Source organism: Hydrogenophaga sp. 2FB, from assembly GCF_005503365.1.
Taxonomy (GTDB): Bacteria; Pseudomonadota; Gammaproteobacteria; order Burkholderiales; family Burkholderiaceae_C; genus Hydrogenophaga.
The window spans coordinates 90,999-109,566 of sequence record NZ_SCML01000002.1; the positions used below are offsets into that span (position 1 = coordinate 90,999).

20 protein-coding genes are annotated in these 18,568 nt (G+C 59.2%); 13 read left to right on the plus strand and 7 right to left on the minus strand.

The genetic code is table 11. The annotated features are described in order from the left end of the window. Positions 1 to 204: 204 nt before the first annotated feature. A complete protein-coding gene (locus FFS09_RS30525) occupies positions 205 to 342 on the plus strand; it encodes a hypothetical protein (protein WP_171019821.1) in 138 nt (45 codons plus the stop codon). Here the strand turns inward: FFS09_RS30525 and FFS09_RS01455 are convergent. Beyond that, entirely contained in the window at positions 328 to 1,296 is a 969-nt protein-coding gene (locus FFS09_RS01455; protein WP_137917090.1) for a hypothetical protein, read from the minus strand. The genes FFS09_RS30525 and FFS09_RS01455 overlap by 15 nt on opposite strands. A gap of 190 nt (positions 1,297 to 1,486) precedes the next feature. On the opposite strand from FFS09_RS01455, the gene FFS09_RS01460 reads away from it, so the two are divergent. The 5 genes from FFS09_RS01460 to FFS09_RS01480 all read left to right on the plus strand — a co-directional run bounded on the left by FFS09_RS01460 (position 1,487) and on the right by FFS09_RS01480 (position 5,127). Continuing rightward, entirely contained in the window at positions 1,487 to 2,239 is a 753-nt protein-coding gene (locus FFS09_RS01460; RefSeq protein WP_137917091.1) for a hypothetical protein, read from the plus strand. 87 nt (positions 2,240 to 2,326) lie between these two features. Next, on the plus strand, positions 2,327 to 2,824 hold the full coding sequence (locus tag FFS09_RS01465; protein ID WP_137917092.1) for a hypothetical protein: 498 nt from the start codon (positions 2,327 to 2,329) through the stop codon (positions 2,822 to 2,824). Then, complete coding sequence (locus tag FFS09_RS01470) at positions 2,811 to 3,638, plus strand: nucleotidyl transferase AbiEii/AbiGii toxin family protein (protein WP_289509286.1); 828 nt, start codon at positions 2,811 to 2,813, stop codon at positions 3,636 to 3,638. Before FFS09_RS01465 ends, FFS09_RS01470 begins: the two co-directional genes overlap by 14 nt. Before the next feature lie 86 nt (positions 3,639 to 3,724). After that, positions 3,725 to 4,237: a protein-tyrosine phosphatase family protein gene (locus FFS09_RS01475; RefSeq protein ID WP_137917094.1), complete on the plus strand. Its 513-nt coding sequence runs from the start codon at positions 3,725 to 3,727 to the stop codon at positions 4,235 to 4,237. 317 nt (positions 4,238 to 4,554) lie between these two features. Beyond that, positions 4,555 to 5,127: a hypothetical protein gene (locus FFS09_RS01480; protein ID WP_137917095.1), complete on the plus strand. Its 573-nt coding sequence runs from the start codon at positions 4,555 to 4,557 to the stop codon at positions 5,125 to 5,127. 153 nt (positions 5,128 to 5,280) lie between these two features. On the opposite strand, the gene FFS09_RS01485 is transcribed toward FFS09_RS01480, so the two are convergent. Then, a complete protein-coding gene (locus tag FFS09_RS01485; protein ID WP_137917096.1) occupies positions 5,281 to 6,429 on the minus strand; it encodes a Fic family protein in 1,149 nt (382 codons plus the stop codon). A 369-nt stretch (positions 6,430 to 6,798) separates the two neighbouring features. On the opposite strand from FFS09_RS01485, the gene FFS09_RS01490 reads away from it, so the two are divergent. The 7 genes from FFS09_RS01490 (at position 6,799) to FFS09_RS01520 (ending at position 15,019) form a co-directional block, all read left to right on the plus strand. Further along, entirely contained in the window at positions 6,799 to 7,416 is a 618-nt protein-coding gene (locus FFS09_RS01490; protein WP_137917097.1) for a hypothetical protein, read from the plus strand. Between the two features lie 29 nt (positions 7,417 to 7,445). Next, positions 7,446 to 8,261: a ubiquinol-cytochrome C chaperone family protein gene (locus FFS09_RS01495; protein ID WP_137917098.1), complete on the plus strand. Its 816-nt coding sequence runs from the start codon at positions 7,446 to 7,448 to the stop codon at positions 8,259 to 8,261. A gap of 26 nt (positions 8,262 to 8,287) precedes the next feature. After that, a complete protein-coding gene (locus tag FFS09_RS01500; RefSeq protein ID WP_171019823.1) occupies positions 8,288 to 9,529 on the plus strand; it encodes an NYN domain-containing protein in 1,242 nt (413 codons plus the stop codon). A gap of 71 nt (positions 9,530 to 9,600) precedes the next feature. After that, positions 9,601 to 10,032 (plus strand): PH domain-containing protein, encoded by a 432-nt coding sequence (locus FFS09_RS01505; protein WP_137917100.1) that lies wholly within the window; start codon positions 9,601 to 9,603, stop codon positions 10,030 to 10,032. 97 nt (positions 10,033 to 10,129) lie between these two features. After that, positions 10,130 to 13,732 (plus strand): class I SAM-dependent DNA methyltransferase, encoded by a 3,603-nt coding sequence (locus FFS09_RS01510; RefSeq protein WP_252374190.1) that lies wholly within the window; start codon positions 10,130 to 10,132, stop codon positions 13,730 to 13,732. 35 nt (positions 13,733 to 13,767) lie between these two features. Continuing rightward, entirely contained in the window at positions 13,768 to 14,127 is a 360-nt protein-coding gene (locus FFS09_RS01515) for a hypothetical protein (protein WP_137917101.1), read from the plus strand. 52 nt (positions 14,128 to 14,179) lie between these two features. After that, the gene (locus tag FFS09_RS01520; protein WP_137917102.1) at positions 14,180 to 15,019 is read left to right on the plus strand and encodes a PLD nuclease N-terminal domain-containing protein; all 840 of its coding nucleotides are present in this window, start codon (positions 14,180 to 14,182) and stop codon (positions 15,017 to 15,019) included. Between the two features lie 55 nt (positions 15,020 to 15,074). Here the strand turns inward: FFS09_RS01520 and FFS09_RS31480 are convergent, their stop codons facing one another. From FFS09_RS31480 to FFS09_RS01545, 5 genes are all read right to left on the minus strand, one after another. After that, positions 15,075 to 15,368, minus strand: a complete 294-nt coding sequence (locus FFS09_RS31480; RefSeq protein WP_354595860.1) for an SWIB/MDM2 domain-containing protein — start codon at positions 15,366 to 15,368, stop codon at positions 15,075 to 15,077. Between the two features lie 137 nt (positions 15,369 to 15,505). After that, entirely contained in the window at positions 15,506 to 16,306 is an 801-nt protein-coding gene (locus FFS09_RS01530; protein WP_137917103.1) for a hypothetical protein, read from the minus strand. Positions 16,307 to 16,562: 256 nt separating this feature from the next. Beyond that, positions 16,563 to 16,901, minus strand: coding sequence for a hypothetical protein (locus FFS09_RS01535; RefSeq protein ID WP_137917104.1), 339 nt, complete (start codon positions 16,899 to 16,901; stop codon positions 16,563 to 16,565). Then, entirely contained in the window at positions 16,901 to 17,542 is a 642-nt protein-coding gene (locus tag FFS09_RS01540; protein ID WP_137917105.1) for a hypothetical protein, read from the minus strand. The genes FFS09_RS01535 and FFS09_RS01540 overlap by 1 nt, the downstream gene beginning before the upstream one ends. Next, positions 17,539 to 18,456: a nucleotidyl transferase AbiEii/AbiGii toxin family protein gene (locus FFS09_RS01545; protein WP_137917106.1), complete on the minus strand. Its 918-nt coding sequence runs from the start codon at positions 18,454 to 18,456 to the stop codon at positions 17,539 to 17,541. The genes FFS09_RS01540 and FFS09_RS01545 overlap by 4 nt, the downstream gene beginning before the upstream one ends. Positions 18,457 to 18,568 lie beyond the last annotated feature (112 nt).

Consider the following 18,568-nt stretch of genomic DNA (forward strand, 5'->3'; position numbering starts at 1 on the left):
ATGCAGCCCACTGTCTCCCGCGGTCGCCATGAAAGCGGGCCCGCATCGTGGATCTGGAACCGGCGAAACTGGTTTTATCGGAAAAGGGGAACTCGGGCGGCGCCGGTGCGAGGGAGACTTTTCCCTGTGCCGCGCGTTGCGGCACGCGGTGGGAAGCGGGCCCGCAGCGCCCCACCGTCCATTCTCTGCAGGCAAGGAAGCAACATGTCCCGCACCCCCAACGATGACCGCAGCGACTCGATGAACCCCAACAACGACGCGTACCACGACGCTCAAGACAACCACTCGGACCAGCTCAACCCGAACAACAATCGGTACCAGGGCGAATCAGAGGAAGAATAATTCCTCGGGACGCGCACCCTTGGTGGCCCGCAGCTCCTCGCGGAGATGTTGCAGGCGCACGTGGATGTGACCCTGGGCAACCAGGGGTGCCACCGGCCCAGCAGAGAAGCCCATCACCATCTCTGTGAGGAACGTGAGGACCTTGGCGCACCACAGCAGGCCGACCTCGGGGTGACTTCCTGGGTCATCGCCGTAGCACGCTGTCAGGACTACTTTGGCGGACTCAAATGGGAAGACGGTGCTTGAGCTCGCCCACTTCTTGAGCCGACCATGGGTGATGATCTCGTCGCGAATCCGGCCACCCCTTCTGTCCACCAGTGCGTGGAGCTCGAGCAGGTTGGCGCATTTCACCGACTTCAGCAGCAGGTTGAACCAGTTTCGCATTGACCGCTTGCGTGGATCTGCGAGCGCGATCACAGCGCCTGCCTCGACGTACGCCGGACTTCGGCTGAACTCATCGTCCAGCCACGCCAGGTGATTCAGTGTTGCGTCCAGTAAAAGAATCGCGCCCGGCACCAGGCCCAGCCCGGTGCCCTTCCAATACCGGTCTGTGCCGGATGCGATTTCTGGTGCCAGCTCTTCTTTGCGGCTTTGAGGTAGCCTGGCAAACCTATCAGCCATGCGTTCGAAGTAGGCCAGGCGAGTGAGCAGGCGCCGACCAGTCCTGCCCGAGCTACCCCAATACGAGAATCGAGTCAGACGCCATGGTTTCGAGAGCCCCGGCGGCAGCAATCGCAGATCATCCGGCGTCCGTTTGACCCCGCCGCGTGACTTCACGGGCATGAACACTTCGTCCAACTCTTCCCGCGTTCCTTGCTGCATCTGGGAACCGGTATCCACCGATCGACCCCAGGCCACAATTGCAAGGTAGCCCTCGTAGTTGAGGTCCTCCATGATCCGTGCGAATGGAATTTCCATGATCACACGCAGGAGCGCATCGGGCTCGAAGCTCACGAGGGTGCACCGCAGAAAGCGCAGGCGGTCTCCAAGAAGCTTTGATGGGCGCAATGGAAGCAGCTCTCGATCAAGCGGGATTGAGGTCATCGCCATCGAATATAGCTGGAGCGAAACCGAAGCTCATTGCGTCACGCGGCCGCTGATACTCTCCGCGGGCTGGAATTTGAAACGCATCCAAAGGGGCCGAATGACATCAGAACAAGAAGTGCTGAACTCAGCAGATTTCCGCGAGTTGGTCTCGTCGGCGCATCGATTCCTGGAGACCTGCGACGGCGGCGACATCGGATCGGTCGCTTCACCGTCGACCTGGCTCATGGGTTTGGAGCCTGGTTGGTCGCTCCGGGACCAGCTCCGCAAGGAAGAGGGCGTCGTCGCGCCGCGGGACCTCGATGACAGCTACTCCGTCGACCTTCAGCTCGGGTGGCCATTCAACAGAACCGCCTTCAAGCTTCTCAGCGCCATTGATGGCGGAGCCCCTGAGGACTATGTCGAATTCGCCAGGCGCACGCGTCCATTCGAACGTGGATCCAAGGGCTACTTCAAGGCCAACCTGTTCCCCGTGCCCTTCAAAAACCTGGAGGCATGGGACGAGGACGCCCAGCGGAGCACGGGCTTCGACTCCAAGGCCGCCTACCAGGCCTGGGTGAGGCAGGTCCGCTTCCCCGTGCTTTCCTCCCAGCTTGAATTGCACCGCCCCAAGCTGCTCATCGCCACCGGGATGGCCCACCTGCAGGATTTTCAGGCCGTGGCCAAGGCGCCGACGATGCTCGAGCACAGCTTCCTGGTCAACGGCCGCAAGAAGCGCATGTTCGTGTCCGCCGGTGGGGTGGTCCCATTGGTGGTGCTTCCGCACCTCTCAGGCGGCCCTGGAGGCCTCAACAGCAATGCCGCGGTGTCGCAGGCAGCACGGGTCATCGTTGAATCGGGCATGACCCGGTAGCCATGTGACCGCGATCGGCTCGGCGCCAGGGAGCGTATGCGCCAGGGTAGCCGGAGGAATTGACCATGTTATCAATTGGTGCCATGATTGATCATCATGTCAATTGGCTGCGAACTCCTGAACAACGTGCTTGTTGCCGCCCAGTGCGCCGGCATGGACCAGGCTCGCCTGGCGCACGCCGCGGGGTTGGCGCCTGAAACGATCTCGCGCGCCAAGCGCCGCGGTTCGCTGGATCTGAGAACGCTCGAGGCGCTGGCCAAGGCGGCTGGTCTCAGGATTGAACTCGCCGCCATTGAACCGTTGCCCGGTGCCGGCGTGAAGTCAGCGCCCATGAAATCACCGCTTGCCGATCCCAAGTGGGGGCTGGCATGGTCGAACTCGGCCATCAGCACCGAGACCCTGATTCGCAGCGCCCTTCTCAAGGGCGGATTTGCCGTGTTGCTGGTCGCCGTCAAAGCGCACGGGCTCAGCGAGGTGCTCAAGCAATGGGAGGCCGTCAAGTCGACTCTGAAGGCCGGTGCGCAAGCTGAGGTCGAGCGCAAGCTCCAAAACATCAAAGAGGGCATGGCCAGTGCTAAGACCTGACACCGAGAAGCTCTGGCATCGCTTGCGGGATGAGCGAGCATTGGACGGCTTCATCCTGGTGGGCGGTACGGCGCTGTCGATGCACCTCAACCACCGGTTGAGCGAGGACCTCGACTTCATGTACCTTGGCAAGAAGTTGCCGCGCGAGCGCCTTGATCTCCTCAGGAGGATTTTGGCGGCCGAAGGCATTGATCTTCAGTCGAACGACTCACCGCTGGGCGTTGAAGAGTTTGAGCAAGCCGGATATGACCTGCGTGATTTCCAGCAGGACTTCATTGCATCAGGCACGGTGAAGGTCACCTTCGTCGCGCCGGAGCCGGAAAGCGCCAGGCAGTTGGAGCCGGTTTCAGGGCCGGGCCCGCGCGTGGCCAGCCTGGCGGAGATCTTTCGCCTGAAATGCATCGTCGCCGCCGATCGATCGAAGACGCGAGACTGGTTCGATCTGTACCTCATGCTCAAGCAGGAGCTGTTTCAGCCGGTCGACATTTTCAACGCGTTCGTTCGCTCCGGCGCCCCAAGCAAATTCGATATCGCCATGATGCGCCTGTGTTCAGGCGTGCCAGGGGTTAACGACGAAGGGTATGAGTCGCTGATGAGCGATCCGCCGTCCATCAAGGACATGCGCGACTACTTCATCGTCGTGCGCAGGGAGGCTGAGAAGGCAGCGGCAAGAGCGGCGATGCCCGCACCCGAGGCGCCGGCCGCGGGTGAGGTCGTTGGCGTATCGCCTGAAAACGATGCGCCCACCCAGCCAGCGGCAGCTGAGGTAGGCCCGACCGCAAAGAGCAAAGCTTCACGTCGACGCAAGATCTGATCGAGCGGGCGGCTTCTATTTGCATCCACACCAGTAAAGCCGTTTGCCTGGCATGGCGCGAGTGCATGAGATAGCCTTTACTGCACATGCTCAAAGAAATCCATTTCATGGGCCACCGAGAGGCAGGCTTTCTCGAACCAGACTGGGGCACCGTCGTGATCTCCATCCTCGACCCCACGGAGGAGGGGTGCCGGCCCAAGCGGCTCCACGAGTTTCGCGATGCCATCGAACTGCACTTCGTCGACGTCTACGAGCGCCCTGGTGCCCCCAAATGGCCAGAGATCATGTCGGCGCAGGAGCACGTTGCTGCGTGCACCATGGAGACCGGGAAAGCCCCTGAGATCGGCGATGCGCAGCGCATCGTTGAATTCATCGACCGGTACCACAAGGCATCGGAGCCGGTGAACCTGGTGGTGCACTGCTATGGCGGCGTCAGCCGATCAGCCGCGGTGGCGAAATGGGCGGGGATGACCTATCAAGCCCCGTTGCCGCAGCTGGACGATGGCATCCATGACCTCGATGGTGCGAATCCACGCGTCATGCGGCTGCTGAGAAAAGCCTTTGCGATGCTGAAGTCAGCGCGGCCAGGTGCGTGCTGATCCCGTGAGGGTGTTGTGGCTTCAATTGTCCAACAGCCTGTTGGCCAATTGCCAGGCGGCGAACCACAGGCTGACTTGATCGGGTTTCTGAAAGGAAGCTCCAGTCGCTCACTTCAGTGCTGCGGATCCTCACACCCAAGAGTTGATCTGCAGAGGGCGGTAGGGGTGATTGGGTCATTTCATGGCACCTTTCCAGCTTGGCGAAGGGGCGCGTTGACGCTAATGTTGTCAAGAGCATGAGAAATGAGTATACGTTTACAGGATATTACATACGCAGTAAGATAACTCCTTCATTACATGCTTTCGATGGAGTTCAAATGTCAGTCCCCCAGAGCCTCAACAACCTCGTTCGCATCACAACTCGTTTGCAGGAGGGCGATCGAGCTTTCATCAATCAACTCAAGCTCGTCAAAGGTTTGACGCAGACGAACACGGCCTACGAAGTAAATTCGGTGGGAGTAGCAAGGTTTCTTGAGGCGAGTCCATGGCGGGATCCAAATTGGGAGTGGATAAAGCCAGAGACCAATGTGACGAAAGTAGGCGGTGTGAGTCACCAATACCTGGATTGGGTGAGCTACGCCTCCAAAATTGGTGATTTTTCTGATTCGCGGGGCAAGCTGATCAAGTCCGAATACTTGGCGGCGCAGATGGAGTGGGTGGGACGGAATGTTGTAGTGCCGGCCCTGGAGGAAACAGTGGGGAATTCCCACGGGGACGGCAAAGAGACCGCATACCACAACGCCATAAAGTGGATGCTGGAGGCCGTATACGGCAACTATCCCAGGCCACTTCAGGGTGCGCCTATTGAAGTCTCCCGCGACGCCGTGGTCGAGAGCGTGATGGCTCAGTCGACATCGTCGATTGCGATGCGCAAACTGCGCATGCGTTGAGCTTGGTTCATCCGCCAGGCGGGTCAATTTCCTCTTCGAGAAGTTCCTGCAGGCCGCGGGGCCCGAAGACGCGTTGGCCGACATGCACTACGCACGGCCGTGATTGGCGTCGACGCGGCGGACGAGAGATGGCATTGACTCGGGCCGGGCAATTCAGCGCGTCAGCAGGTCCACGTAGGCTTGGTAGCTGTAGGTGCGGTTTTTCTTCTGCCCGGTGAGCTCGGTCACGATGCCCTGGCCTTCGAGCAACAACACTGCGGCCGTCGCTGTGGGAAAGCTCGTGCCCAGCCGCTGGCGCACCTTCTCGATGCTGAAGCGGGGCATCATGGGCAGCATCTCAAAAAGCCTGTAACTCGCCGGTGTCGCTTTGGGCGATTCCAGAAGCCGGCGTCGGTCTGCCGCCACCAGGCTGGCAATGGCCACGATGCCTCGTTCGGCTTCATGGGCGGCCACTTCCACGCCTTCCAGGAAAAAGCTCACCCAGCCCTCCCAGTCGCCCTCGGTGCGGATGGCCGACAGGCGCCGGTAATACTCCGCCTGGTGCTGCTTCAGGTAGCCGCTCAGGTACATGAGTGGTTCGGCCAGCAGCTGCCAGTGTTCCAACAGGGCCGCGATGAGTAGGCGACCGATGCGCCCGTTGCCATCCAGGTAGGGGTGGATGGTCTCGAACTGGGCGTGCACCAGCGCCACGCGCACCAGGGCCGGCAGGGTGGGCTGGTCTTCGTTGTGGATGAAGTGCTCCAGGTCTCCCAGCAGCTCGCCGACGCGTTCGGGCGGCGGTGGCACGAACACAGCGTTGCCGGGCCGGGTGCCGCCAATCCAGTTCTGCGAGCGACGCAACTCGCCTGGCTGCTTGCCCGCACCGCGCGCGCCGTCCAGCAGAAGGCGGTGCGCATCGTTGAGCAGGCGCAGGCTGATCGGCAGACCTGCCGGATCGCGCAGGTTCTCGCGTACCAGGCGGAAGGCACGCAGGTAGTTGGTGACCTCCTCCACGTCGTCGGTGTTGCTCACCGCAAAGCCTGCCTCTTCGTCGAACAGGTCTGTCAGCGTGGCCTGGGTACCTTCGAGCTGGGAGGTGAGGAGGGCTTCTTTTCGGATGGCGCTGTAGAGCAGCCAGTCCACCGAGGGCACCAGGCCTGACACACCCGCGAGCCGCGCCAGGGCGAGCTCGGCCCGCTGATTCAGGACCAGGAACGCCGTGGGATCCAGGGGTGGGGCCGCTGGCGGCAGAGCGCTCGGCACGAAGGCCTGGACGGATTCACCCAGGGTGCTGGAGGTGGCGTAGCTTCCGGTTTGGCGCATGGGATGAAAGAACGGTTTGATGAGCGGCCATCAAATTAAACCATCCTTTAATACAAAGATGGGCAATTAAAGCTGCCTTTAGTAGCTGGGCGCGCATTCCCGCCACACAGTCCGCCCCATGCGCCGGTGCATCCCTCCACCAGCTTGATGAACCTGGCCGGTCTGTTGACGGTGCGTCGGCGATCGCCGCGGCGATCCGAGATGAAGTCGCGGCAAGGGGACTGTGAACTCCGTCACGGACTCAAGTTCCGTGGATCGAAGTCGATCACTTTGATTTGGCAATTGATTGTTTGCGATCCGTTGGGCCAGCTGCAGTCCCCGAATCGCTCATATCCTGCGACCCATCGACTTTGACAAACCACATCGCCAATGAGCACCACATCGTCATCACCATTCAGTCGCCGCAATCTCAAACAGCAACTCGCACTCAACGTCACTGCTGCGATGGGCGTCGCTGGTGTGGACGAGCGTGGCAAGGCCAGCAAGCTGCGCGCAATCGACATTGTCCGTGAAACCGGCATGTCGCGCACAACCCTCAGGCCAATTATGAAGGTGAGCGACAAAACAGACCGCAGCCCTGACCTGGAGTCCATCAACAAGGTCGCGCAAACCCTGGGTGTGCCACTGGCCTTTCTGCTGATGACACAAGATGACTGGCGAGCCCTCTCCAGAGTTGCCACATCCTTTGCTGACTACAAGGCCGCTGCGAATGGAATCGTGACCGACGAACTCCGCGATCCGGCACTCGCCGAAAAGGTGCTCAAGGTCCTGAAAGTCCATCCGGATCAAAAGATCCACGAGGACGTTCCCAACCAGGTTGAGATCAAGAGGCTTGAGGCACGCAACGCCTTGAGGCAGCGCTACAGCTTCGTGTTCTCGGCGTTGGCACAACCTGCAGGCCGTGGCGATCGCGACTATGTCGTTGCCTTGACGGCGCTTGCATCAGCCATGGCCCACGAGATGACACCAACCAACCCCGGCGACTAACTATCCCCCGAAAACCAGAGGACCTGAAAATGAACGTACGAATCTCCGACCCTGATCTTGCTCTGCTCGAGACCGCTGACGCCGATGACCTTGGCGTGTTGATCGACCACATCACTGACAAGGGGGATGGCAGGGTCTCGCTGGCCAGCGAAACCTGCAAGACGCTCTTCGAGGCCAAGGAAACGCCCATCAGTGCCGCGATCCGCGCTCTCGTGGCTGAGGAGCTGCGGCGCTTCGGTGGCAACTCACTCGCCAACGTGATTCGAGGTGGTGGGATCGATTACAGGGTGATCGTTAGCGACGTGGCACGCCACGTGAAGGCCGACTTCAACCCCAAGGGTGACGTCGGTGCGATCGAGATCGCGATCCTTCATGCTGTCCTGAAGCAGTCCTTCTCGAAGATGTCGGAGCAAGAAAAGGCCGACCTCTTCGAAGAGTTCGGGGCTCGGTACACCACCGGTGCCGGCCCGGCCACGATGGCAGCCCTCCAGGCGGCTATCAAGGCATCAGGCTTCGGCGCATTCAAACTTGCAGCGGTAGTGGCCAACGCGGTGTCCAGAGCCATCCTTGGCCGCGGACTTGCGTTTGGTGCCGCCGGTGGAATGATGCGCGGCATCAGCGCATTTGCGGGACCGATCGGCTGGGCCATCACCGCGATCTGGACCGTGTTCGAACTGGGCAGCCCGGCCTACCGGGTCACGTTGCCATGCGTGATTCAGATCGCGTACATGCGGCAGAAAGCCGCGTTCCGCACCTGCCCGGCATGCGGAGCGCATGCAGATGAAGGCAAGAAGTTCTGCGGCGAATGCGGCAGCCCTCTCGCGCTGCTGCTTCCTGCCTCTTGATCGCGACCGAGGAGCATAAATTGAGCGTGAACCCATTCACCGTGGAACTGCGTGAACTGAAGGCCGAACACGACCAGGCCCAAAGTGAGCTTGATAAATGGCAGAAGCAACTGGTCTGGTACCAGAGCTTCAGCATCGACCAGGCCAATCTCGACCTTCGGCAGGCAGTGGCTGAGGCGGAGGCGGCGCAGGCGCAGCTCCAACTATCGCGCGAGGAGAGTTGGGCCTTGGCTGCGTCACATACCGCACATGAGGCCAAAACCCGGATGGGCATGGATCCGAGGTACTGGTTCTCGTCCGAGCGAGGCATCGCAAAAGTCAAACTGGCCGCTTCGCTGAAGTTGCTGGCAAATCAGGCTTCAATTGTTCAGAAAGTTGAACTTGAAGCCTTGGCTACTGCACACCACGTTCGCAACTGCCGAGAGGTGCTAACCCTCGCGCGCGAGTTCGACCCACTGCTTGCGCAAGCGGCCTCCCTTGCGCTGCTGGAGACCATCGAGCGTATCGAGCCACAACTCGAAGTGCTTCAAGCTCGCAGCGATGATTTGGATGTGAAGATCCGCGATCATCTGGAGAGCAAGCGAACGGATGAAGCTGAGAAAGACCGAATCAACCAGCGTATCTGCCGAGCAAAGTATTTTGCTGCTCAACTATCGTCAAGAAACAGTTTCGAACGACGGCAGATTCATGAGCAGTGTGCGAAGGAGCTTGGACATGGCAGCCCAGAACGAGTGATGCAAAAGTGCGAAGATGAACTTGAGTTTGTTGAGCGCAAACTTGCCAAACTCAACGAAAAAATTGACGAGATCGTTCGGTTTTCGGACTTTGACATCCGCCACATCATCATCGACGGCAACAACTTGTGCTACGCAAACAGGACAGAGTTCATCGGGCTTGGTGCGCTTGAGGCACTGGTGCCAATGCTTGCAGCAAAGTACAAGGTCACGTTGTTCTTCGACGCAAGCATCCAAAGAAACACCGGGCTGAGCCAGCAGAGAATCGAAGAGAGATTTCCGCCAGCAGTGGAGGTTCATGTCGTACCCAGCAAGTCCCAGGCCGATGACACGATCCTGGAGCTGGCGGAACATGACCCGCATGCATTCGTGTTGAGTAACGACGTCTATCGTGACTTCCCTGACAGGATGGCAGGAAAGAAGAAGCGCCGTGTGACCCACTCAACACTTCACGGCTTCTCCCACGTACATGCAATGCAGATCTCGGCGAAATTCGACGCCCCAAAGAATAGAACGGCCCGCAACACGGGCTAGGACAGAGATGCGGACACACACCCGGGTGAAGCGATGCCAAAATCCACAGCTTTCAAACAAGAGGGGAATCCATGTCTTACGTCCAGAGCTCGCTGACCACCGGAGAGACCATCCAGCACATGGGCAAGCTCAGTCTGTGGTCCATGCTTTCATTGATCCTCCTGGGTCTCATCACCTTGCCGCTGTTTGGCATCGGGCTTTTGTTCCTGGCGACCGCGGCGATTCGATACTGGACAACGGAACTTGCGATCACGAACAAGCGCGTGATTGCCAAAACCGGCCTGATCAGCCGAAACACTATCGAGCTCAACCTCTCCAAGATCGAGAGCATTCGGGTTGACCAGAGCATCATGGGCCGAATCTTCAACTACGGCAGCATCATCGTCGCCGGCGCAGGAAATCCTCAAGCACCTGTCATGGGCATCTCGAATCCCATGAATTTCCGCAAGGCCTTCATTTCCGCCCAGGAAGGTTCCGAGCGCAGGCTGGCGCCCGTGAACTGATAGTGCGCGGCCTCGTAGCGGTTATGACTGCATTCTGGCTTGTCCGGAGTCGATAGCCGTTAGGTGGATACATTTCACGGTGCCATCCCAATGAGGGATGAAATCATTCGACCGGACCCTCATGCCATCGACATCCAGCCTTACTCCAGAAGACTTCATCAAGCGATGGCAAGGCGTTACAGCCAGCGAGCTCGCAACAGCCCAGACCTTTGTAATCGACCTGTGTGAGCTCCTGCAGGTGCCAAAACCGCATGCGACAGCGGACCGGGGCTACATGTTCGAAAGACCGGTGACGTTTGTGCATGGCAACGGATCCACCAGCGCGGGTCGCCTCGATTGCTACCGGCGTGGTCACTTCGTCCTGGAGGCCAAGAAGCTCAAAGCTGGCGCCCACACCAAAGGTTTCGACGACGGGCTTCTGCGGGCCCGCAGCCAGGGTGAAAGCTATGCGAGAGCGCTGCCGGCCGAGGAGGGTAGGCCGCCCTTCGTCCTGGTGGTCGACGTGGGCAATGTCATCGAGATTTACGCTGAGTTCAGCCGCAGTGGGGCAACCTACACGCCCTTCCCGGATCCGCGGAGCCATCGCCTGGCGCTTGCAGACCTCGCGAAGCCGGAAATCCAGGATCGGCTGCGTCGCATCTGGACAGATCCGGAGAGCCTGAACCCATCGCGCATCAGCGCCAAGGTTACCCGCGAAGTGTCAGACCGCCTGGCCAAGCTTGCGCGATCGCTCGAAGAGAGTGGGCACGCATCAAAGGATGTGGCGGCCTACCTCACCAGGTGCCTCTTCAGCATGTTCGCCGAGGATGTGGGGCTTCTACCGGCGAGCGCCTTCCTGAAACTCCTGAAGGACAACCGCAGTGATCCGGCTGCGCTGCGGCAGATGCTTCGCGTGTTGTGGGCGGACATGGACAAAGGGGGCTTCTCGGCCGCACTGGTCAAGCACGTGCTCAGGTTCAACGGGAAGCTCTTCAAAGGGGCTGAGGATGACACCTACAGCCTGCTGCTGACCACTGCGCAGATCGACCTCCTGGTGCAGGCCTCGCAGTCGAACTGGCGTGAGGTGGAGCCGGCGATTTTTGGGACGTTGCTTGAGCGCGCGCTGGATCCGGATGAGCGCCACGCATTGGGTGCGCACTACACGCCGCGCGCCTACGTGGAGCGACTGGTGTTGCCTTCCGTGATGGAGCCGCTGCGCGAAGAGTGGAGAACGGCCCAGGCCGCCGCGCTGTTGATTGCCAACGAGGCAGCTGAGCTCGAGGCGAACGCGCCGGCGGTGACCACGAAGAAGGATTTCAGAGCGCTCGATCGACACAATGCCCTCGTGCGCACCAAGTGGTCTGAAGCCAGGCAGCAAGTCAGGAATTTTCACCACCGCTTGTGCACCGTGCGCGTACTAGACCCGGCCTGCGGAAGCGCAAACTTTCTCTATGTCACCTTGGAGCATTTGAAGCGTTTGGAAGGCGAAGTGCTCAACCAGCTCAAGGCCTTGGGGGAGGCGCAGGAATCGCTTGGGCTTGCAGGGGAGACAGTCACCCTGCAGCAGCTCCTGGGCATCGAAACAAACCCACGCGCTGCTGCCTTGGCGGAGCTGGTCCTGTGGATCGGCTTCTTGCAATGGCACATCCGGACCTTTGGGGATGCCAGCGTTGCCGAACCCGTGGTGCATGACTACAAAAACATCGAAAACCGAGACGCTGTTCTCGACTTCGACGCTCGGGAAATTGTGCTCAATGCTTCGGGTGCCCCCCTTACGCGCTGGGATGGAGTGACGACTAAGGCTCATCCTGTGACAGGCCTGCAAGTTCCTGACGAGACTGCGACGATGCCGGTCTACGTCTACAAGAATCCTAGCCCAGCCCCTTGGCCAGAAGCCGAATTCATCGTGGGCAATCCACCTTACATTGGAGCCGGACCCATGCGTGCGGCACTCGGTGAAGGGTATGTTGAAGCTCTAAGAGGATGCTGGCCCCATGTGCCGGAAAGTGCCGACTTTGTCATGTACTGGTGGCAAAGAGCGGCTTCACTCGTGTCATCGGGCAAGGCGCTTCGTTTTGGTCTGATCACGACCAACAGCATCAAGCAGACCTTCAATCGTCGAGTTGTGCAAACGGAAATGGATGCAGGCTTGAATTTAGCCTTCGCTATTCCGGATCACCCTTGGGTCGATGCATCAGACGGTGCCGCAGTCAGGGTCGCAATGACCGTTGGGGAAGCTTTGTCAGACGGTTTGGCTGGGGCTGGAGTGGGGCGCTTGGTCACGGTCACACATGAAGGGGACTCTACAGATGGCGAGGTTGAAGTCACCTTGCTTGAGAGCCGTGGGATCTTGCATGCGGACCTGCGCGTCGGAGCAAATGTTGCTGCAGCAAAGCCTTTGATGGCCAGCACAGGTATATCAGCGCCAGGTGTGAAGCTGCACGGCAAAGGCTTCAAGGTCACACGCGAGGAGGCTCGTGCATTGGGATTGGGGGCAGTGCCTGGCCTCGATCGGCACATCAGAGACTATCTGGGCGGACGCGATCTCACCGCGAAGAGTAAGGACGGCATGGTCATCGACATGTTCGGGCTCGACGAAAATGAGGTGAGGGGGCGATTCCCCGCGGTCTATCAGTGGTTGCTTGAGCGGGTCAAGCCAGATCGGATGGCTAAAGCAGACACCAAGGATGGCGCGGGTTATGCAAAACAATGGTGGGTGCACGGTAAACCAAGACCACAGATGCGGCATCAACTTGCAGGTCTACGCCGGTACATCGCAACTACAGAGACTGCCAAGCACCGCATCTTTCAGTTTTTGGACAGCAAGGTTTTGCCTGACAACATGATCATCGCGATTGCTAGCGATGACCCTGTGGTGCTCGGCATTCTGTCCAGTAGCGTGCACGTCAATTGGGCTTTAGCAGCAGGAGGACGGTTGGGCGTTGGCAACGATCCGCGCTACAACAAGGGAGTCTGCTTCGAGACCTTTCCGTTCCCTACAGTAGGCGACGGAATGACCTTCGATGTTGCGAAAAAAATCAGCGAACTCGCTCTCCAGCTTGATCATTTCCGCAAGGATCGGTTGGCACTGCACCCTAACCTGACGTTGACCAAGGTCTACAACGTCCTGGTGAAGGTGCGAGAGGGAGGAGAGCTTTCTGCGGCTGAGAAGAATGTTAACGAGCAAGGTCTTGTCAGCGTGCTCAAGTCGCTTCACCAAGATCTCGATGCTGCTGTGCTGAAGGCTTATGGATGGAGTGACCTCGATATATCGGTAGACGCAGAGGTTGTATTGCAGCGATTGGTGGACCTCAATACGCGACGCGCGGCGGCGGAAGCTTCAGGTGAGATTTATTGGGTCCGACCTGAATACCAGTCGCGTGTTGACCAGGCAGAGTTGATAGCTGATGCGCAGCTCGATGGTGGTGAAGACATCGATGAAAGTGATGAAGAACTTGGTGAAGGTGCAGTGGTAGCGACGCCAGCGATTGCTGCGAAAAGGGACGTTCGACCGTGGCCAGCAGGCATCCCTGAGCAAATCAAGGCGGTCTCAATCTCTCTTGTGGATGCAGGAAGTGCGGTCGATATTGAATGGATTGCTGCGGGCTTCAACAGCCGCGGCCGCTGGAAAGAGCGACTCGCTACGATCTTGGACACCCTGGTTGCCATTGGCCGTGCTCGGGTAGATGAGTCAGGGCGATGGATCGATGCCGGCCGGTGAGGTGAGTCAGGGTGAATTTACATAGTAGGAATCGCATGAAATCATGTCATTGGGTTTTCGGACTCACACTCAGCGTCCTGACCTCAGCTGCGACAGCAGCTTCACTATCTGAGTTTGAAGCTCTCGAGAAGGCCGCCAAGTCAGGCGACTACCAGGCGCAACGCAACGTCGCCTACTGGCTCAGTGGTGGCAACGGCGGGGCGCCGCCCCTCAATCCCGTATTGGCGTGCGCATGGCGCTTGGTCATCCTGGAATCAGGCAATGCCAGCGTCGACTCGAGCGACGTGGGAAACAAGCAACTCTACTGCGACAAGAAGCTCGATGCCGATGGAATGAAAGCGGCAAGAGCCCAGGCCGCTGCCCTCAAGAAGCAGATGCGGCGGTCCAAGCGCTGATACCGACGCAGAGGATCTGCGTAGTTGAAATCAACTTCGAGTAGGTGTCATCTTGTCGAAACGACTTATGTGGATTGGCTTAGTCCTCACGCTTGCCTACATCGGCTTCCTCTCGTGGCTTGCTTGGGGCCGATGGCACGAGTTCTCAAATCTGAAATTGAACGAACAGGGCGACGTATTGGCGGGCGCCTTTGGCCCATTGGCGGTGGCCTGGTTGGTTCTAGGATTCTTCCAACAGGGCGAGGAACTTCAGCAGAACACCAAGGCGCTGACGCTCCAAATCAAGGAGCTCGAAGGAGCTGTGGAGCAGCAAAGGCTCATGGTTCAAGCGAGCAAAGAAGCTACGCTCGCGGCCGAGCGGCCGTACCTGTCAGTGAGTGCAAAGGTCGCCAGCAGTTTCGAACCCAGCAATCTTGGGATGAACCTCGAAGTCGTATTCACAGTCAAGAATCACGGCCGCGCGCCGGCAGAGAGAGTGCTGTTGCGCTCCGTCATGTTCTCGAATAGCAGACCTGACGACTTTGATCGGGCATGGGCGACCATAAACAACGCCGAGGAGTTCGTGCGGCAGGACGTGAAGGCCGGTTTCTATGTGGATCCGGGACAGTCCAAGGACATTCCCTGGGTGTGCTGGGTCCCTGCAGATGAGTGGAAAAAAGGCATTGAGTATGCCAACAATACGCACGGCCGCATGCTTCCGGTCATGCTCCTAGGCCGTGTTGAATACCACTCCTGGCTTGGCGCCAAGCACAGCTCTCCGTTCGTGAACGAGGTGAAAGACTACGATCAGAACAACGATGCAGCGTTTCAGTTGCCGGGCCAGGAATATGAGCTTGCCCAATCTGTTCTGTGGCTCGCCGAAGTGCACGAGGGTCGAGAAGCTTCCACCTGACCGAATTGACAATTTACTTGTGTAGAAGCACACTCGTAACTGCTAGCTGATTTTTTCAGCACTCCGGCCGGTCCTTCGAAAGAGTGACCGGTCTTTTTTTTCTTCTAAGCTCAATTGCCCTTGAGGGGCTTCTACACCACAGAGGCATTGGTGCCAACCGCAGCCACGGCTTCCCACCAATCCAGCCATCTCGAACATGGTGACTTCGTCTTTGCCGAACACAGCCTTGACCTTGGCGTCGGCCAAGATTGTTGCGCTTGCTCGCCGAATTCTGCAGCTTGTTGGCCTTGATGTACTCCCGCATCAGCTTCACGACTTCAGTGCGAGGCAGGGGCTTCGCGCCGATCACGGCGCCCAGTTTGGGGCTGGGTGTCAGGGCCTTGTTGAAGGCGGTTTGCTTTTGGCAGTGGTCATCTGAGTCTTATGAGGCGAAAGCACGATTTCAGATCTAGTATCCCGACCATCGTGTAATCGACACCTGTCGACTCAAAGAGGCCGCGTGGGCGCCGGGGAACTGCCCGGGATAGCTGGACACATTGCCATGAAGTGCACGGTGACAGTATTGGCACGATCGATGAGCACACGACTCGTCTTGAGGGAGGTGGCTATGCGGCCATCGCCTCCAGTAACGATAACGGTGGGGCGAATTTCGCCCTTCTGGTCGGCCTTCGTCCAAATCGCAAGGGCCTCTTCGCTTGTACGTGTCAGGTGGATATCCTTGGGTTCACCCTTGAGCATCGGTGGACTCCTTGCGATGCGGTGTTGGTCGCTTCGATCGGCCTTGCCCTTCTTGGTTTCGTATCGCATCTCACGGTCGATGTTTGCGCCTGCAGTCTCGCAGAGTTCTGGCGGCATGCCAGCGCTTGCATCCATGCCCTTGAACAAATCAAGATGATCTAAGCCCAGGGGTTTCGCGAAAAGCGCGAGCATCAGAGTCATCTCATGGAACTGGTCTCGGGTGCTATCCACGACCTGTGCTGTATTCAAGGCTACGGCACTAAAATCCCCCCCGATTTCTTCGACCTGACCTTTGAGGTTTCCCAGAGACTCGACCGACGACTTCAGTTGATCGACTTGATCGGTGAGCCCCGCCAAGCGTTTGTTGAGGTCGAGGTCGAGGTCGAGGGTCGCACTTGGTATGCCGACGGTAGACGGCTTCTCGCTGACGGCCAGGTAGTCACGCAAGGAGTCTTCGATAAAGGCGCTCAGGCCGGCATCGCCAGCCGCCTTCTTGGCTGCTTCAACCAGGTCCTCGGGGATACGGACTGAGATTTTGGTGGTGACCACGGAGCGGGCTGCCCGACGTTGGGCACGTCGCTCAGGTACTGTGGAGCCAAGATTGACCAGGGAGGACGTGCGGGAATTTTGAAGCATGAGGCGGGGTGGGTAAGCGAGCGTAGGGAGCACTGAGATATCAGCACATAGGATATCTCATAGGCAAATTAATTGCCTGTGCCATTGCAGCGTTTCTCATCCTGCAACTATTTCTGCTGTTGCTGCTTTATTACCGGGCCTAGTGGTTCCGCAGAGTGGTGGTAAATGGCTAAGTTAACGCCAATCCCGCCGCCGGGCCTCCATTCAGCGTGAACGGAGTGTTCTGCCGCAGCGCACGCCCCCATCCATCACAGTCACTCACGATCTCTTCCGCCAGCCGCTCAACTGGCAGCGCCAGGATGACATCCCACCTGGTGATGAAGTCCTCGCTGCACAGTAATTTCTCACGCCACCGGTTGACCCGAGCTTTCGCTTCCCCGATGACTGCATCTCTGACGTCGGGTGATGCAGAAAGCAATGCCGCGGCAAGGTCTGCATGCCGCCGTAGTCGATCGGCCTCAACCTGCACTTGTTGCTCGCGGGCGAGCTTTCGATGTTCGAGATCCATCACCGCATCCGCGGCCGCGCGCGCGTCTTGCTCACCGGTAACGGCCCCATCAGCGCCTGCTTGGCCAGCTCGACGGCGTTTTCTGCCTTCTGGTCAGGGATGTCCAGGTCATCCTCATCGGGGACCCATCCGTCTCGGTGCTTCATCATGTCCGCCAACGCCCAATGCGGCTGCAGCATGCGCAACGAAAGGAGAGACGCGCGGTCATCGACGTCGAAACCTTTGTGATCGTGAACGGTGCGAAACCAGCTTAGCGGCCGTTGGAAAAGCGTGACGCCGGTGAGCTGTGTGACGCTGGGCCGCTCCTCGATGGCCACATGGAGCTCGCGCGGGATCTGTGTGGTCCAGCCTGCCTGGTGCAGGATCGTGGCGCCACAGATCGTGGCACTCGGATACAGGTGGAGCACCGCGGCTTCAATCTGCTGGCTTCGGTCCATGGTGGCGCCGAGGCGCTTGAGGTAGAGCCCCGCCTTCGGACCGGCCAGCTCGACGTACCCTTTGCTCGCCCAGCGGGAGATCATGACCTTGGCTGAGCCGCGCGAAACGCCAGTGGTCAGGAGGAAGAGCCCAAGGTCAAAGACATCGGGCATCGCCTGAAGGTGCTCGATGACGGATGTGCGCTGCACCGGTAACGCCTTCATGGCCGCCGCCTCTTGATGGGCTTCGAGGTGTTGTCGGCTTGAGCGATGTGGTCGTGCATCGCCTGCAGGGTCGCGCGTGCGTAGTCGACCATCTGCTCGACGCCGGCGGGATGGAGCGCTTTCCAGAGATCTGCAGGCAGCCAGGTCTTCAGGTCCGGGTCCGCCTGGGCAATCACCTCTTTGCGATCGCGATCCAGCAGGCCGAGAAGGGCGACATGGGCAGGCCTTCCACCAAGGGTGGTGTAGGCGGAGACGTTGTGCAGGAACTGCTTGGCCACGGCATCACGATCGACCTTGAGAGTGGACTGTGTGCCCAGCCACCACAGGTCGTAGATGTCGCGCCATTTCAGGTGAGGGCGGGTGGCAAATGCGACCAGCTTGTCGGCGAATGCGGTCTGAAGGCTTGCCGCCGGCACGGGGTAGGACACGACGCCCAGGAAGTCGCCAGGCGCGCGCGGCGCACGCAGCTCCGTGGGGTAGCTCATGAGGTACTCACGATCGGTCTTCCAGAACTCGGCCTTGACCATCGTGTTGCCGACCACCCGGGGGTGTGACACCACCAGGTGATAGACCAGCATGCGATCGGCGTCCTTCGTCTTGTCGCGCAGCGTGACCTCGAAGCCGGGGTCGATGCGGCGAAATTGCTCGTGCATGAGTTTGACCGCGGTGCCGACGGCCTTGGCCATGTCGCGATCGGCGCGCGTCAGAAGGAAGTCGAGGTCCTCGGAATAGCGTGTCGACTGCCACGAGAGGTGAAGCGAGGTGCCGCCGTGAAAGGCCAGGTCGCCCTGGTTCCAGCCCCCGGCCTTCATCAGCGCGTCCAGGAACAGCAGGTGCGCAGTCTGCGCCCACTGAGTGGAGAGGTCGGCGCTCAGTGCTTCGCGTTTTCGGCCAGGTGGCAGCATCGTCGTCATGATTGTGATTATCTTATAAGTTAACCAAAATATCAATAGGAAAGCGCGACTTCACCTTGGTGTTCCTGGATTCGGTGGAAACCACTGCAGAAGTGCTGAAAAAACGGGCAGA